The sequence below is a fragment of the Comamonas nitrativorans genome, assembly GCF_042654765.1.
In the GTDB taxonomy this organism is placed as follows: Bacteria; Pseudomonadota; Gammaproteobacteria; order Burkholderiales; family Burkholderiaceae_C; genus Comamonas; species Comamonas nitrativorans.
The window spans coordinates 360,808-375,265 of the sequence record NZ_JBHSEW010000002.1 but is presented as its reverse complement, the minus strand read 5'-3'; the positions used below and the strand labels follow the sequence as shown (position 1 = coordinate 375,265).

Below are 14,458 nucleotides of genomic sequence, written 5' to 3'. Positions count from 1 at the left end.
CGCAGTCACTTGGACGTGGGCTTGCTGCCAGTGTCTGTATGTGCAATGCGCTCTTCTCATATCTTTTATATTTGACATAAGACACATTGTATTTTTTAGCTACCCCCCCCTTGGGGGCCGTCAAACCACCGGCGCTTAACCATGTAAGCGCCGGTATCTCTTTTCCCAAAGCTGCATTCAACACTGCACCTTTCTGCGTCCCTTCATGCTCTTTTAGCGTAGCTGCTGCTAGTACATTGAGAGCGTTATATCCCGCCAAATAAGCAATCGCAGCCAAATCTGCTGGTTGGCACTTGTCGGTTCCATTTTTCCAGTTTGTGATCTGAGCACGGTGAACGCCAAGTTCTCGGGCTAGCGCTGCCTGAGAGCCTGTCTTTTCTGAAGCTTTTGCAATTAGGGTTTCTACTAGTGTCATGAAGTAAACCTTACTCTTTACATTCGTCGGCGATGTAAGCCATTTCCAAACATCTTCCTAGCCTGATTTTCCAACAGTTTTTTTTAAGTAGCCGCAATGCCTCGCAACACCCTTGAATCCATAGCATCGGCCCGCACCGCGCCCGGAAAGCGGAGTCCGGGCGCGGTGCGGGCCGATGCTATGCTTTTTGGTGTCCAAGGCGGTGCTAGTACCCCTGCCCTTCCCGTCCCCGTAGGTAACACGGGGACAGAATTTGATAGCGGGGTCGTCTATGCGTAACGACCTCGTTCTTGAAGCCGGGGAAGTTAAGGCCCGTATCCACGCTGAACAAGTCAAAAACCCCAGCTACGTTCATACTGACTGGCTGCGCTTCACGATCTACACCCGGCACGCCCCAGCGCAAGAAATCTGCTTCCCGCCCCCAGCGGATTTCTACGATGAAATCGCCGATGAACACTACGGCGTTGCCTCCCAGGCTGCACAGATCGCTTCTGACGTTGCCCGCATCCTTGGCCCTGACTACAAAGCCGAATTGCAGCCGCAAAAGGGCAAAGACTTCTACGCATGGCGTTTTGACATCCTGCGCAAAGGCCACCCCATTGGCTGGGTCGGCTTTCTCTCCAACTCCCAGGGACTGCGCGGCGCAGCTCAGTCCAAAACCATCCACGTGAACCTGGAAGGCATGGGCTGCACATTCGCCCGCCCAGGCTGGCGCGATGGCATGGCCGACTACATCGATGAACACCGGGGGCTGCTCACCCGCATCGATTTGGCCGTGGATTTCTTCGACGGCATCCAAGGCGGAATCGAACGCCTGCCCGAACAGTACAAAACCGGCGTCATGGACCACCTGGGCCAGCGCCCAGCGCACAAGCGTGATGGTACTTGGGACTGTGACGACCGCAGCCCCAACAAAGGCCGTAGCTACTACATCGGCAGCCGCGAAGCAGGCAAGCAAACCAACGTCTACGAAAAAGGCTTGAAAGAGTTTGGCTACAAATCCGGCAATCCCTGGGTGCGCTTCGAACTGCGCTACGGCAACAAAAAGCGCGTTCTGCCTACCGACATGCTCCGCCGCCCCGCTGACTTCTTTGCCGGTGCATCCGACTGGCACGCCTCAATTCTGAAAGAACGCGGTGCCCAGGCCATCCCGCAAAAAGTCTCGGTAGAAAAAGAGCTTCCGATTCAAACCATTGAAGCTGAAGTCGAGCGCAATGCAAGATGGTTTTTAAATACGTGTGGCCCTTCTTTTCGTCTTGCTTTTTCTTATCTTTCCGAAAATATCGTTCTTGATCTTTTAGAAGATCCTACTGCTATCCCTGCTCGTCTGAAGAAGTTTTCAGAACAAGAATTAAAAAAAGTCTATTCCAAAGTTTTTACCCGCGTCAGCCAATCAGGGCGAGCTGATGCGGCCTTTTGTTAATGCCCGAAAAGGAAAACACCATGCGATTTGAAGCACAAGCCATCTTGACGGCCATTGCCACCAGCAAAGGGGAATACGAAGGCCGCGCCTTTGATTCCACCACCTTCCATCTGTCCGTGGACTTGCCCGAAAAGTCCACCGGGGAAAGCATGGGCAACGTCACCCGCCCTTTCAAACTGGGCACCTCTGCCGAGTTTGATAAATGGCGCGTCTACAAAGATAAATGGCCGGTTGTTGGCGTGCCTGTGCAATGCGTCTTTGACGTAACGGCAAGTGTTGACAATACAGCAAAACTTACCCTGGTCAGCATCAAACCCGCCCCGACCCAAAAGGCCGCTTAATGTTCGTTATCCAATCCGCCGAAACTGGAAAGTTTCTAGCACCCGATTCTTGCGGAATGCCGGATTGGGTAATGCTTCTGACCGATGCAGGAACGGTTTCTGATTATGAAACCGCTGCTGAAATGGTCATTGATCATTTGGATTTTGATCATAAAGCCATCATTATCAATCTGAATGATTTATGAATTTTTAATCTGCCGATGGTACTAGGCAAGATTATTTTTCATCCGTACCAAAAGGAAAAACCATGTTTCAAAAACTGAAAGAAAATGCCACTCTGGCAAAAACCGCAGCCGGTGCCCTGGTACTGTCTGCCATCACCGCCCCCGCAATGGCTCAGTCTACCGACCCCGGCGCGGAAATCGTGACCAAGGTCGAAAGCACCCTCACCAGCGGCGCAGCGATTGCTACCGCCGTTGTCCTGGGCCTGTTCGCAATTTGGGGCATCAAATTGCTCTGGCGCTCCAAGTAAATCGGAGGCCATATGTACCAATTCGGCGGACAATGTTTTAAAACGAAAACCCAGGCCAACACGGCCAGGGCGTCCGCCGAATCTGGAAAAGTCCTTGAACACGCGGGACAGGCGCATTTAGTGACTGTCACCGCTGTTGATGAAACTGCCGTTACCTACACACTACAGCCGCTTTCCGGCGGCGTCCCTACCATTATCCAAGCCCCACAGCAGCCGCTAGATTGCCAGTTATTAACGGCAGAGGATGGCGCATTGATCGGCAGCTCTATTGCAGCGGGTTGGCTGGTAATTTACGGCATTCTGTCACTATTAAACGCGAGGGTAGAAAATGACGCCTGATTTTTTCATTATGTTAATTGCTATCCTGGGGGCGACATGGCTAATAGTTTCAAAGCGCTAACCCTGGCGCTTTTTTTGTTCCTGGGAAACACAGCAGCTAATGCCGGATATGCACAGGCAGTACCTCCGAAAGGGTGGAGTACTGCTGGTTTTAATGGCGGTGTGGCTGCAAATAGTGCTACATATTATCCGGGCGGTGTAAGGTCATCGGCATCAATTAATGTAGGCGGTCGGTCTGTCACGTTGCCTGCATCTATGCGTTTTGCGTCTAATGCTCCGCGTTTTGCTGCTGCTGCTATTTATTTACATCCTGGTCTTCGTACTGCTGCGGCTATTGCTACATGGCTTGGAATTGCTGGCCTTGTTTATGATGCTGCTTCTGGATTGTGGGAAATTTCTGATTCTTCATCTATTCCAGTTTCTGACGGTTATTCTTATTGCCATAGAACAGATAGCGCTTTAATTTATCAAAGTTGTTATATTAAAAATACTCTTATTGGGTCTAAGTATTCTTCTTATTCTTCTGCGCTTGCCGGTTTATACGATCTTTGTGTCTCTACTATTGGTTCTACACATTCTGCATGCCGTATATCATCAGATGGTTTATCTGTTGAAAATTATCGCAACGGATATTGGTATCCTACCTCTCCTACAAAATTCCTTGATTCTTCTTGCCCTTCTGGCTGGTATGTCACACCGGCAGGCTGTACACAAACTCAACAGCCAAAAGCAGTAACAGAAGAAGAATTTATTGAGGAACTGACAAAAGCCCCCATGCCGGAAGAATTGCCTTTAGAAATTCCGGCTCCATTGCCCGTCGAATTGCCGGAAATTTCCCCGGTGTTTATTCCAACTGGTGACCCTATACTGAATCCAAAATACAACCCCCAGGCTGAACCAACTCCAGAAAACCAGCCTTGGATACAACCCGGCGTAAGGGTGCAGCCCTCCCCTACGCCAGCTCAACCCTGGCGCGTTGATTTACAACCGCAAAATAGGCCTAAGTCTGATTCAACCCCATTGCCAGATGTACAACCTGACAGCGGTTCTCAAAATCAGCCAGGAACTGAGCCCGCAAACCCAGGACTTTGTGATCAATATCCTGACATTCTCGCTTGTGCAAAATTAGAAGAGCCGGAAAACCCAGGGCCATTAAAAACTATAGATATAGGCGGTGATTTTGAAATACTTGGCGGGTTTGCGGGTTCTAAAGTATGCCCATCATTTCCGACTATCGACATGCTTCCTGGTCTTTCCTGGCAACCATTTTGTGACCAGCTTGCAAGAATCCGTCCCCTAGTTCTTGCCTTTGCTTGGCTTTCAGCAGTCATGATTATTTTGAGGTTTGGAAGAAAATGAGTGCATTAATTTCTTTAATTATTAAATTTGCGATTATCAGGACGATTATTGCTCTTGGATTCGGCATTTTGACTTACGGCGGCGTCACTTACGCATTGAATCGAGGGATTGCGGAAATAAAAACCGGCTACAACAGCTTGCCATCTGATATTTTGAATTTTATGGCGATTGCCGGAGTTCCTGAATATTTCGGTATTGTGCTGGGTGCGGTTTCTTACGTCACATTCATTCGATTTATGAAATCCATTGTATTTATAGGCTCATGATTACCATTATTACCGGCGTTCCCGGCTCTGGAAAATCTGCGCTTTGCGTAGATTTGATTATCAGCGAATATAAAGACCGTCTTATTTATAATGATGGCCTTGAAGGCTTGCAGGTTGAAAACACCCCCATTGACGCATTGAAATGGCATGAAGATGCCCCGGATGGGGCGCTAATCATCGTTGATGAAGTGCAGCGCAAATGGCGTCCGCGTGGGCCATCTGCAAAAGTGCCTCTTTCTGTTGCAGCCCTGGAAACCCACCGCCATCGGGGTATTGACTTCATCGTCATAACCCAAAATCTGAAACTGGTTGATGTGAACGTCAGGTCTTTAACGGGGCGTCACCTGCATATCAGAGATACCGGCTTTTTGGGCCGTTGGCTTTACGAATGGCCCGAAGCAGACTTAAACAACAACTGGAAGCGCTGCGAAAACAAAAGGCGCTACAAACTGCCGAAGCACGTCTTTAACCTTTACAAATCGGCAAGCCTGCACACAAAGCCGGTGCGCAACATTCCCAGAATGGTTTACATCGTCGGGGTGTTGCTGCTTGCCTTCTGCGTCCTGGCCTTTGTCATTTATGGCCGTCTTAACGACACCCCAAAACCCCCTGAAAATTCGCCCGCTGCTGGCCCAACGTCTGTATCAGTCATCTCTGGCGGGATCTCTGACCACGCCGACGCCCCCCCGATGAAACTGATAGATGATCGTGTTGATTGGGTTCCCCGCGTCTCCACCTACCCCGAAAGCGCCCGGGCCTATGACGAAGTGCGCAAGGTCGCTATATTCCCGCGCGTCATCGGCGGCATCTGTATGCGAGGCATCTGCAAATGCTTCACGCAACAAGGCACGAATGCAGGCCTTGGCAGCGAAGAATGCAAGCATGAAATCGAGAATCCGCGCTTCGATGCCTACGCGAAAGATCAGCAACCTCCACAGCCACCACCCCAGGCGGCACGAGCTGAAACAACATGAAAAAAAGCCCTGAGAAATCAGGGCTTTTTTGTTTCGATCTGGAAAGATTCAGTTCGCAAACCGGCTCAATGCAACGAACAGGCCGACAGCGGCAAAAATTGACCCCATGCACCACTTGATGATCTCGGCCTGGGCCTTGGCCACCTCGGCTTTCATCTCGCCGCGTAGCTCACCGACATCTTTCCTGACGGCCTCCACGTCACCGCGCGTCGCCAACTGCTGGGCGTGCAGCGAGTAGCGGCGGTCGATCTCCTTGTTGATCGACTCAACAACCGCACGGGCCTCGGCATCTTCAATGCCCACCTTCCGAAAAGCTGTGTAAATTTCGAGTTCCATAAGCAAAGTCTACTCCATCACGTTAAAAAACGGCTCTCCGAGAAATCCAGGCACATCCGACGATCCTTGACAACACGCGCCAGCGCCTGGGCGCGATGCCGGAAATCCCGCGCCCACTGCGGGATCACCTTCTTTACGGCCCCGGCCAGCTCCAGCCGCGCAGCAAACGGCAGCGCAGCGGCAACCTTCACGGCGCGACTGATGAACGCGCGAACGGCCCGCCCCTGGCGCGTCGTCGGCCGCGAAGTGTTCCAAGCCGGGCGGCCCAGCGGCAAAGGAAGCTGCAACGCCAGAGCCTGCGGAAACTTCAAAAAATTCTGTGCGATAGCCATAAAACACCCCCAAAGTTCACCGGATTCCAAGATTCCGAGCCGGGCTCGTCGGGTCTTGACGCCTTACCTCTGCTCTCATCTTTCACCGTCTTTCCTGAGTTCGTCGCCGTGCCTTTAGCGGTATCAGGGTTCGGGCTTGGAGGGGGGAAGCTTTGTAAAGCTGCTTGCAGCTTTATGAATACCCCCCGGAAAGCCCGAAAGCGCCGAAGGCGCGGCCCTGATTTAGCGTAGGCCGAAGAGGCGACGAACTCAGGAAAGATGGTGATAGGGCACGAACCCTGAAGGCGGCAAGACAGGCCATGGCGTGCCATGGCCCCCTTTTGCCGTAGGCAAACTAGATAGAGCGAAGCGACAGGGGGAGGCCAAAGGCCGGGGGCAAAGCCCCGCGAAAGCGATCGTTAGTCGGCTTGACCGATTGAGACTAGCGGCTGTCCAGGCTTGGGGCCTGAACGAACGATGAGATTACGTTACCGGGTTCCTGAACGAACGATGAGATTACGCTACCGGGTTCCTGAACGAACGATGAGATTACGCTACCGGGTTCCTGAGCGAACGATGAGATTACGCTACCGGGTTCCTGAACGAACGATGAGATTACGTTACAGCTTGCTGAACGAACGAAGAGATTACGCTACAGGGTTCCAGAGCGAACGAAGAGATTACGTTACAGGGTTCCAGAGCGAACGAAGAGATTACGTTACAGGGTTCCAGAACGAACGAAGAGATTACGTTACTGGCCCCAAGCCTGGACAGCCGCTAGGCTCAACCCGTAGGGCCAGAGCGCGGTTTTTCGCTTGCGAAAAATTCGCCCTAACAACCTTTGATCATCTACAGGAGATTAAAAAGTGGGAACCAATGACCGCGACTACTGGCGCGAAAAATACAACAAAACAACCAACTACACGGAAAAATCTGATTTCCGAGTTGGTTCTTCTGATCCCACTCACTGGCGCGAGGATGAATTGCATTCCATGCGCCAGGACAGAAAAACAGCATCAAAAAAAGGCCGTACTCTCTTGACAACCATCTTTTTTTGGGGATGCTTCTTTTTGAGTATCTACTACGCTTACAAATATTTTGAGCAACCAAACCAAGCCCTGCGCAGTTTGCGCCTGCCAATCCTGCACCAGCCAGCAGAACAAAAAAACCCAATTTCCGTAGAAGTTGAACGGCTCCATCTGGAAAGCCAGCGCTTGGAGCTGGAACGGCAACGCCTGGAAGCCCAAGAGCGGCGCGAAGCTGCAAAGGCTGCCGCATGGAGTCGTTTCTATCAGCCTAGTGCATTCTGCAACGCGAATGCGACCGTTGAATGTGCAAACGCATACATCCGCGCAAAGAGGAAGTTTGACGATGAATGGCGTGAGTAGCGCGTGTTTTTTGTTTACAGCTTCGCTTGTTTATTCTTGATTTTGTTGTTTTTTGTATACATAAAACAACATTGTATTTTTTAAAAAAATTGAGAATTGCTTATATGCCGGCAACCCTAAACAAAACGCTTGGTAATTGCTGAAATTCAGGTTCGACGCAAGCGTTGCACCAGCAGCACTGCACCTAGCACGAACAGTCCTATCAAAACACCGGCTATGGCATTAAGGCCGTTGCTTACCAGCGCCTGCCACAACCACCCCATGCTGCCCTGGGCAACGGTTTGCGCCGCGCCTTCGACGGCATGGTGTACGAACCCGATGCCGTGTACCAAGATTCCTCCGCCCACCAGAAACATGGCTGCCGTGCCTGCAATGGCCAGGAATTTCATCAGTCGGGGAGCCAGAACCAACAGGAAGCGCCCGAGTGCTTGAACTGCAGCCTGAGGTTTACGGCATAGCCAGAGTCCCAGGTCGTCCATTTTGACGATACCTCCCACCAGGCCGTAGACCCCTACCGTCATGAGAATGGCAATGGCGGTCAGAACCGCGATCTGTTGAACGAAGGTGGCTGCAGCGACCGTGCCCAGGGCAATGACAATGATTTCAGCGGACAGAATGAAATCCGTGCGCACGGCAGCCTTGATCTTGTCTTTTTCCAGAGCAACCAGATCCACTTCCGGATTGGCATTGGCGTGAGCGTGTTGCGCGTGGGCCGCCTCGGCATCCGTTTTGCGGTGCAGCAATTTGTGCAGCAGCTTTTCGGCCCCTTCAAAGCATAAAAAAGCACCGCCTAGCATCAGCAATGGTGTGATCAGGCCAGGCAGAAATGCACTGATCAGCAAAGCGGCAGGAACCAGAACGCATTTGTTGATCATCGATCCCTTGGCCACAGCCCACACCACGGGAAGTTCACGATCTGCACGCACACCTGCAACCTGCTGGGCATTGAGTGCCAAGTCGTCACCCAGAACGCCAGCCGTTTTGTGCGTTGCCACCTTGGTCATGGTTGTGACGTCGTCCGCAATTGCTGCGCTCTTTTTGGCAGCGACCTTGGTCATCACGGCCACGTCGTCCAGGATGGCGGCAATATCGTCCAGCAAGGTCAGCAAACTGGCACCAGCCATATAAGAAGTTCCTGTACAAAAGAAAAAAATGGGGTTATAGAGCAAGGAGCTCTGATTTCCTAGGGTCTTTGAATTTATGCCGATCAATCAAAATCGAACAAGTCGCTCAAGAATCCTTCGCGTTTCTTCTTTTTTTTGTAGTACCCATTGTCGTAATGCTCGCGAGGCGGAACTGATGAACGCTGCACGGCAGATCCTGACGAAGAAAGCGTTTGGCTCGAACGCTCGATAATTTTGTCGAGCTCACCCCGGTCAAGCCAGACCCCCCGACATTTCGGGCAATAGTCGATTTCAATATCGTTGCGTTGTGTCATGGCCAGCGTCGTGTCGGCACAATGAGGACATTTCATGATGTAAATCCTTGGGTTCGGTCTGAATGGGAGATGCTACGACTACAAGCAGCCAGAAAAGTTTCCATGCGGCCCCACTGGTCTACAAGGCCATGGTTGTTGTTCTGTCAATAATATTTTTTTAATCATTGTGCTACTGTATTTTCTCATTTTGATTTTAAGATTCTTCTTATTTACACTTCAAATTTTATTATTACAATAATATGTAAATAGGCATTCTTTGAAGAGGTAATGTTTAGTATGATGTTGGCTATGGGAAATAAATCCCACGTGGATTTTGTCGTATTATTTGGTAATATTGAATATCAATTCACTGCAGAGAATTTTATCTAAAAATGCATCCCTTAAGGCTTATCGCGCCACTCTCTCAGTGCGGTTCTGATTTCTTCGCGGATTTTCTGTTCCAGTTGGCCTAGGTGCTTGGCAATAAGCGTGTTGATTTTTTCTTCCAACTGGCTCTCTAGCAGTTGCCAGGATGGAGACGACGCTTTGGCATCGATCGATAAATCGGGGGCTGGCGGGGACTCTGGCAGCAGCGCAGCAGGCGGAACCTGAGTATCAGGAGCGACGGCGGCAATGTGCTCGACGGTCTGGGTCAGGGTCGGCACAAACCGCGGCGGCTGTTTTTGCGGATAGTTAGTCATCTTGCGCACGGTTGAGCAAATACTGCACCAGCAGTCCAACGGGGCGGCCCGTGGCCCCTTTGGCGCTGCCTTCCTTCCAGGCCGTGCCGGCAATGTCCAGGTGCGCCCAGGGTGCGGTTCCGGCAAAGCGTTGCAGGAACTTGGCGGCAGTGATCGAGCCGCCGGCGCGGCCGGCGACGTTGCCGACGTCGGCAAAATTGCTTTTCAGCCCCTCGGCGTAGTCGTCGTCCAGAGGCATCCGCCAGCAGGGATCGAGGGCCTGCTCGCCTGCCGCCTGCAACTGTGCGGCCAAGCCTTCTTCGCTGGCGTACATGCCGCTGCGCACGCCGCCCAGGGCAATGACGCATGCGCCGGTAAGCGTGGCAATGTCGATCAATGCTGCGGGGGCAAAGCGCTGCGCGTAGGTCAGTGCATCGCACAGCACCAGGCGGCCTTCGGCGTCGGTGTTGAGGATCTCGATGGTCTGTCCGCTCATGCTGGTGACCACGTCGCCGGGTTTGACGGCGCCGCCATCGGGCATGTTTTCGCAGGCTGGGATCAGTCCGACCACGTTGATGGCTGGCTGCAACTGTGCCAAGGCAGCGAACACGCCAAGGACACTGGCCGCACCGCACATGTCGAACTTCATTTCGTCCATGGCGGCGGCGGGCTTGATGCTGATACCGCCGGTGTCAAAAGTAATACCCTTGCCCACCAAAACCACCGGAGCCTGTTTTTTGGCCGCGCCCTGGTAGTGCAGCTCGATGAATTGCAACGGCTCTTTTGTGCCCTGGGCCACGGCCAGGAAAGCGTTCATGCCCAGTTTGGCGACGTCCTTGGGGCCGTGGATTTTGCAACGCATCTGGGGCGCCTGGGCGATCTCCTGGGCGACTTGGGCCAGGTGCGTCGGGGTAGCGTGGTTGGCGGGGCGGTTGCCCCATTCCCTGGCCAGGGTCTGCCCAGCGGCCAGGGCCTGACCCAAGGCGAAAGCGGCGCTGGCATTGCGTTTGTTGGCAACGCCCAGGGTAATTTTTTTGATGGCAACAGCTTTGGCCGAAGGCTTGGTGTGCTGGTACTGGTACAGCGCTTCGTTCAGGCTTTGCACGGCCATGGCGATGTCCGGGCTTTCCAGGGCGCTCAGGCAGACGGCGGCATGGGCTACGCCTTCGGCTTTCAGGAAACCGGCGGCGCCAGCCAGGGCGTTGCGCAATTCCTTGGCGCTGCCCTGCCCTGCGCCCAGCAGCAGCACGCGGCGGGCCTGGATGCCGCTGACCTGGTAGCCGTGCAATTGCTTGCCCGCTGCGGCAGAGGCGTCACCCTGCGCCAGGGCGGCAGCGATCCATTGTGAGAGGGCGTCGCCGGATTTTTCCAGCGCAGCGGCTTTTCCGGCCATTTTTTCGGTGATGGGCAGCACCAACAGATCGCATTGCAGCGTGGCAGCTGCGCCAAGGCTTAAAGCTTTGAGTTCAAAGTTCATAATCGGGGTTTTCCTTTTCAGCCAATGTTATTCGATTCATCCATCCGCAAAGAGCTATCCCGCAGCTTTGGCGCGACGCTGCTGGTCCTGATTACCGTGGTCATGACCATGATGCTCATCCGCATGCTGGGGCAGGCGGCCAAGGGGGTCATCAGCCCGTCGGACGTGCTGCTTGTCATGGGGTTTACCGTGCTGGGCTATCTGGCCACGATTCTGACCTTGAGCCTGTTCGTCGCCATGGTGTCCACCCTCTCGCGCATGTACCGCGACAGCGAAATGGCCATCTGGATGAGCAGTGGTCAGGGGCTTTTGAGCCTGCTGCGGCCCTTTCTGCGCTTTGCCTGGCCAATTTTGGCGGCGGTGCTGGGGCTGTCGCTGATTGTCTGGCCATGGAGCAATGACCAGGTGTTGCAACTGCGCACGCAGTTCGAGCAGCGCAGCGACCTGGATCGCATCGCTCCGGGGGAGTTCCAGGAATCGGCCGATGGCAGCCGCGTCTTCTTCATTGACAAGGAAAAACTCAGCGCGGATGCCGCCAGCAACGTCTTCGTGGTGGAGAAGCGTCCCGACCAGGAGCTGGTGACTTCGGCCCAGTCGGCCCACGTCGAGGTGGTGGGCGGCTTGCGCTACGCCGTGCTGGAAAACGGCCAGCGGGTGGAAACCCGGTACAGCGACCAGACGAGCAAATTGACGCAGTTTGCCCGCTACCGGGTGCTGTTGCAGGCCGATGCGCAGGCACGTACCGAATACAGCGTGCGGGCGCTGCCCACGACCGCCCTGCTCGGCGATGCCGACGCGCAGCGGCATGGCGAGCTGGCCTGGCGGTTGAGCCAGCCCCTGCTCGGCCTGGCCCTGGTGTTTCTGGCGCTGGCACTGACCCGGGTGAACCCCCGCGTCGGCAAGAGCAGCAGCCTGATGCTGGCGTTGCTGGCCTTTGTCGTCTACTACAACCTGGTGAATGCCGGGCAAGGCTGGGTCTCGGCCGGGCGCATCAATGTCTGGGCCTTTTTGCTGGTGTTGCATGGCGGGGTTTTGCTGCTGGGCATCGGCGGCCTGCTGATGCGGCATCGGCAATGTACGCTGTGGGAGTTTTTCACCCGTAGCGCGGGAGGTCGGCCATGAAGATTTTTCGCCGCCTGATTTTCAAAGAGGTCATCAGTGCCGTGGCCTTTGTCTCGCTGGGTTTTCTGGCCCTGTTTTTCTTCTTCGACCTGCTCGATGAAATGCGCAGTGTGGGCCGGGCGCCGGGCTACACCCTGAGCTATGCGCTGCTGGCCGTAGCCCTGGAAATCCCCAATCACCTGTATGAACTGCTGCCGATCACCGTGCTGATCGGCACGATTTTCGTCATGGCGCGGTTTGCGCAAAGTTCCGAATTCACCATCATGCGCACCAGCGGCATGGGGCCGTGGCGGGCGCTGGGCACCATGGTGGTGCTGGGGCTGGGCTTTGTGCTGTTCACCGGTTTCCTGGGCGACTACGCAGCCCCGGCGGCGCAGCGGCTGGCCTTGCAGGCCCAGGCCAAGTATCTGGGGGCCAGCAAATCGGCCGGCAGCACCGGCGCCTGGCTGAAAGAGCGCTCGCCCGAGGGGCAGATGCTGGCCGTGAACGTGGGGGCCATCGACGCCAATGGCCGCCTGGGGCCGGTGCGCATTTTCGCCTTCGATACCGAGGGACGGATGCGCCAGCAACTGCACGCCCGCAGCGGCCAGGTGGCGGCCAATACTGGAAAATGGGAGCTGAATGACGTGCAGCGCAGCCAGTTTGACTATGCTTCTTCTGGGGAAGCGTTGAGTGTTCAGCGGGAACAGCTATCGAATTTCACCTTCCATAGCAGCATCACCGGCGACATGGCCCTGGCAGCCGCGCACAAGCCCGACCACATGCCGATGCTGGAGCTGTGGCGCTTTGCCCAGCATCTCAAGGCCAACGAGCAATCGGCGCAAAAGTACGAGATGGCCTTCTGGCGCAAGGTGTTCTACCCGCTGAGCTGTCTGGTGATGGTGGTGCTGGCCCTGCCCTTTGCCTATCTGCATTTCCGTTCCGGCGGGATTGCGGGCTATGTCTTTGGCGGGGTGATGGCCGGGATCAGCTTTTTCCTGCTCAACAACGTCTTTGGCTACGCCGGCAGCTTGCAGAACTGGTCGCCCCTGTGGAGCGCTGCGGCGCCGGGGCTGGCGTATTCCGTGCTGTCGCTGGCCGCGTTCGGCTGGCTGGTGCTTAGACGCTGATCGCTCTTTTTTGCGGTCTTATATATAAATAGTTCATAATGACGCTCAGTTTTATTCAGGGTGTGTTTTATGAACCTTCACCAATTTCGCTTCGTGCAAGAGGCCGTGCGCCGCAACCTCAACCTGACGGAAGCAGCCAAGGCCCTGCACACCTCGCAGCCCGGCGTCTCCAAGGCCATCATCGAGCTGGAAGAGGAATTGGGCGTGGATATCTTCGCCCGCCACGGCAAGCGCCTGAAGCGCGTGACCGAGCCGGGCGAGCATGTGCTGCAAAGCGTTGCCATCATCATGCGCGAGGTGGGCAACCTCAAGCGCATCGGCGAGCAGTTCAGCGCCCAGGACAGCGGCACCCTGAGCATTGCCACCACCCACACCCAGGCCCGTTACGTGCTGCCCCATGCCGTGGCCAGGCTGCGCAGCAGCTACCCCAAGGTGCATATCAGCCTGCACCAGGCCACGCCGCACGAAGTGGCCCGCATGGTGCTGGACGAGCAGGCGGAAATCGGCATGGCTACCGAATCCCTGTCCGACTACCCCGATCTCGTCACCCTGCCCTGCTACGAATGGGAGCATGTGCTGGTCGTGCCGCCCGGCCACCCGCTGGCGGCCAAGGAACGCATCGGCCTGGACGATCTGGCGATCGAGCCGCTGATCACCTACCACCCGTCGTTTACCGGGCGCAACAAGGTCGACGCCGCCTTTGCCGCCCGTCAGTTGCAGCCGCGCGTGGTGCTGGAGGCGATCGACTCGGACGTCATTAAAACCTACGTGCGCCTGGGACTGGGCGTGGGCATCGTCGCGGAAATGGCCATGCGCGAAGACCCCGGCACCGATCTGGTGGCCCGCCCGTTGGGCCATCTGTTCGGCCAGAGCGTGGCCCGCGTGGCGTTCAAGCGCGGCGCCTACCTGCGCAATTTCGTCTACAAATTTGCCGAAACCCTGAGCGACCGCCTCAGCCGCGACCTGATCGTGCGGGCCATGCAGGGCGAAGCCAGCGACTACGGTTTGTAATTCTCCCCTTCCCTTTTC

18 protein-coding genes and 1 pseudogene are annotated in these 14,458 nt (G+C 55.0%); 12 read left to right on the top strand and 7 right to left on the bottom strand.

Annotated features, from left to right (window positions below; genetic code table 11):
- Window positions 1–289 precede the first annotated feature (289 nt).
- Window positions 290–415 (bottom strand): annotated as a pseudogene (locus tag ACFO3A_RS04205) (YdaS family helix-turn-helix protein); the annotation flags it as partial.
- A gap of 271 nt (window positions 416–686) precedes the next feature.
- On the opposite strand from ACFO3A_RS04205, the gene ACFO3A_RS04200 reads away from it, so the two are divergent.
- The 8 genes from ACFO3A_RS04200 to ACFO3A_RS04165 all read left to right on the top strand — a co-directional run bounded on the left by ACFO3A_RS04200 (window position 687) and on the right by ACFO3A_RS04165 (window position 5,589).
- A complete protein-coding gene (locus tag ACFO3A_RS04200; RefSeq protein WP_377724245.1) occupies window positions 687–1,838 on the top strand; it encodes a replication initiation factor domain-containing protein in 1,152 nt (383 codons plus the stop codon).
- Window positions 1,838–2,179 carry a hypothetical protein gene (locus ACFO3A_RS04195; RefSeq protein ID WP_377724244.1) on the top strand — a complete coding sequence of 114 codons (342 nt, stop codon included), beginning with the start codon at window positions 1,838–1,840 and terminating at the stop codon, window positions 2,177–2,179. The genes ACFO3A_RS04200 and ACFO3A_RS04195 overlap by 1 nt, the downstream gene beginning before the upstream one ends.
- Window positions 2,179–2,364, top strand: coding sequence for a hypothetical protein (locus ACFO3A_RS04190; RefSeq protein WP_377724243.1), 186 nt, complete (start codon window positions 2,179–2,181; stop codon window positions 2,362–2,364). Before ACFO3A_RS04195 ends, ACFO3A_RS04190 begins: the two co-directional genes overlap by 1 nt.
- Window positions 2,365–2,426: 62 nt before the next feature.
- Window positions 2,427–2,651 (top strand): hypothetical protein, encoded by a 225-nt coding sequence (locus ACFO3A_RS04185; RefSeq protein ID WP_377724240.1) that lies wholly within the window; start codon window positions 2,427–2,429, stop codon window positions 2,649–2,651.
- A 12-nt stretch (window positions 2,652–2,663) separates the two neighbouring features.
- Window positions 2,664–2,990, top strand: coding sequence for a hypothetical protein (locus ACFO3A_RS04180; protein ID WP_377724238.1), 327 nt, complete (start codon window positions 2,664–2,666; stop codon window positions 2,988–2,990).
- A 36-nt stretch (window positions 2,991–3,026) separates the two neighbouring features.
- Complete coding sequence (locus ACFO3A_RS04175; protein ID WP_377724236.1) at window positions 3,027–4,349, top strand: IgG-binding virulence factor TspB family protein; 1,323 nt, start codon at window positions 3,027–3,029, stop codon at window positions 4,347–4,349.
- Window positions 4,346–4,615: a DUF2523 family protein gene (locus tag ACFO3A_RS04170; RefSeq protein ID WP_377724233.1), complete on the top strand. Its 270-nt coding sequence runs from the start codon at window positions 4,346–4,348 to the stop codon at window positions 4,613–4,615. Before ACFO3A_RS04175 ends, ACFO3A_RS04170 begins: the two co-directional genes overlap by 4 nt.
- On the top strand, window positions 4,612–5,589 hold the full coding sequence (locus ACFO3A_RS04165) for a zonular occludens toxin family protein (RefSeq protein WP_377724231.1): 978 nt from the start codon (window positions 4,612–4,614) through the stop codon (window positions 5,587–5,589). Before ACFO3A_RS04170 ends, ACFO3A_RS04165 begins: the two co-directional genes overlap by 4 nt.
- A gap of 48 nt (window positions 5,590–5,637) precedes the next feature.
- Here ACFO3A_RS04165 and ACFO3A_RS04160 read toward each other — a convergent pair whose 3' ends face one another.
- Both ACFO3A_RS04160 and ACFO3A_RS04155 read right to left on the bottom strand, forming a co-directional pair.
- Entirely contained in the window at window positions 5,638–5,925 is a 288-nt protein-coding gene (locus ACFO3A_RS04160; protein ID WP_377724229.1) for a hypothetical protein, read from the bottom strand.
- Between the two features lie 17 nt (window positions 5,926–5,942).
- On the bottom strand, window positions 5,943–6,257 hold the full coding sequence (locus ACFO3A_RS04155; protein ID WP_377724228.1) for a hypothetical protein: 315 nt from the start codon (window positions 6,255–6,257) through the stop codon (window positions 5,943–5,945).
- An 845-nt stretch (window positions 6,258–7,102) separates the two neighbouring features.
- Here ACFO3A_RS04155 and ACFO3A_RS04150 point away from each other — a divergent pair.
- A complete protein-coding gene (locus tag ACFO3A_RS04150; protein WP_377724226.1) occupies window positions 7,103–7,624 on the top strand; it encodes a hypothetical protein in 522 nt (173 codons plus the stop codon).
- Window positions 7,625–7,770: 146 nt separating this feature from the next.
- On the opposite strand, the gene ACFO3A_RS04145 is transcribed toward ACFO3A_RS04150, so the two are convergent.
- The 4 genes from ACFO3A_RS04145 to ACFO3A_RS04130 form a co-directional block, all read right to left on the bottom strand.
- A complete protein-coding gene (locus ACFO3A_RS04145; protein WP_377724225.1) occupies window positions 7,771–8,748 on the bottom strand; it encodes a DUF808 domain-containing protein in 978 nt (325 codons plus the stop codon).
- Window positions 8,749–8,831: 83 nt separating this feature from the next.
- Window positions 8,832–9,098: a TFIIB-type zinc ribbon-containing protein gene (locus tag ACFO3A_RS04140; protein WP_377724223.1), complete on the bottom strand. Its 267-nt coding sequence runs from the start codon at window positions 9,096–9,098 to the stop codon at window positions 8,832–8,834.
- 344 nt (window positions 9,099–9,442) lie between these two features.
- Entirely contained in the window at window positions 9,443–9,751 is a 309-nt protein-coding gene (locus ACFO3A_RS04135) for a hypothetical protein (protein WP_377724222.1), read from the bottom strand.
- Complete coding sequence (locus tag ACFO3A_RS04130) at window positions 9,735–11,198, bottom strand: leucyl aminopeptidase (RefSeq protein WP_377724221.1); 1,464 nt, start codon at window positions 11,196–11,198, stop codon at window positions 9,735–9,737. Before ACFO3A_RS04130 ends, ACFO3A_RS04135 begins: the two co-directional genes overlap by 17 nt.
- A 24-nt stretch (window positions 11,199–11,222) precedes the next feature.
- Here ACFO3A_RS04130 and lptF point away from each other — a divergent pair, with 24 nt between their 5' ends.
- The 3 genes from lptF to ACFO3A_RS04115 all read left to right on the top strand — a co-directional run bounded on the left by lptF (window position 11,223) and on the right by ACFO3A_RS04115 (window position 14,440).
- Entirely contained in the window at window positions 11,223–12,320 is a 1,098-nt protein-coding gene (lptF, locus tag ACFO3A_RS04125; protein ID WP_377724220.1) for an LPS export ABC transporter permease LptF, read from the top strand.
- Complete coding sequence (gene lptG / locus ACFO3A_RS04120; RefSeq protein WP_377724219.1) at window positions 12,317–13,429, top strand: LPS export ABC transporter permease LptG; 1,113 nt, start codon at window positions 12,317–12,319, stop codon at window positions 13,427–13,429. Before lptF ends, lptG begins: the two co-directional genes overlap by 4 nt.
- 69 nt (window positions 13,430–13,498) lie before the next feature.
- Entirely contained in the window at window positions 13,499–14,440 is a 942-nt protein-coding gene (locus tag ACFO3A_RS04115) for a CysB family HTH-type transcriptional regulator (RefSeq protein WP_377724217.1), read from the top strand.
- Window positions 14,441–14,458 lie beyond the last annotated feature (18 nt).

Coding starts and splice junctions, on each gene's coding strand:
- ACFO3A_RS04200 (WP_377724245.1), top strand. CDS start 687: ATGCGTAACGACCTCGTTCTTGAAGCCGGGGAAGTTAAGGCCCGTATC.
- ACFO3A_RS04195 (WP_377724244.1), top strand. CDS start 1,838: ATGCCCGAAAAGGAAAACACCATGCGATTTGAAGCACAAGCCATCTTG.
- ACFO3A_RS04190 (WP_377724243.1), top strand. CDS start 2,179: ATGTTCGTTATCCAATCCGCCGAAACTGGAAAGTTTCTAGCACCCGAT.
- ACFO3A_RS04185 (WP_377724240.1), top strand. CDS start 2,427: ATGTTTCAAAAACTGAAAGAAAATGCCACTCTGGCAAAAACCGCAGCC.
- ACFO3A_RS04180 (WP_377724238.1), top strand. CDS start 2,664: ATGTACCAATTCGGCGGACAATGTTTTAAAACGAAAACCCAGGCCAAC.
- ACFO3A_RS04175 (WP_377724236.1), top strand. CDS start 3,027: ATGGCTAATAGTTTCAAAGCGCTAACCCTGGCGCTTTTTTTGTTCCTG.
- ACFO3A_RS04170 (WP_377724233.1), top strand. CDS start 4,346: ATGAGTGCATTAATTTCTTTAATTATTAAATTTGCGATTATCAGGACG.
- ACFO3A_RS04165 (WP_377724231.1), top strand. CDS start 4,612: ATGATTACCATTATTACCGGCGTTCCCGGCTCTGGAAAATCTGCGCTT.
- ACFO3A_RS04160 (WP_377724229.1), bottom strand. CDS start 5,925: ATGGAACTCGAAATTTACACAGCTTTTCGGAAGGTGGGCATTGAAGAT.
- ACFO3A_RS04155 (WP_377724228.1), bottom strand. CDS start 6,257: ATGGCTATCGCACAGAATTTTTTGAAGTTTCCGCAGGCTCTGGCGTTG.
- ACFO3A_RS04145 (WP_377724225.1), bottom strand. CDS start 8,748: ATGGCTGGTGCCAGTTTGCTGACCTTGCTGGACGATATTGCCGCCATC.
- ACFO3A_RS04140 (WP_377724223.1), bottom strand. CDS start 9,098: ATGAAATGTCCTCATTGTGCCGACACGACGCTGGCCATGACACAACGC.
- ACFO3A_RS04130 (WP_377724221.1), bottom strand. CDS start 11,198: ATGAACTTTGAACTCAAAGCTTTAAGCCTTGGCGCAGCTGCCACGCTG.
- lptF (WP_377724220.1), top strand. CDS start 11,223: ATGTTATTCGATTCATCCATCCGCAAAGAGCTATCCCGCAGCTTTGGC.
- lptG (WP_377724219.1), top strand. CDS start 12,317: ATGAAGATTTTTCGCCGCCTGATTTTCAAAGAGGTCATCAGTGCCGTG.
- ACFO3A_RS04115 (WP_377724217.1), top strand. CDS start 13,499: ATGAACCTTCACCAATTTCGCTTCGTGCAAGAGGCCGTGCGCCGCAAC.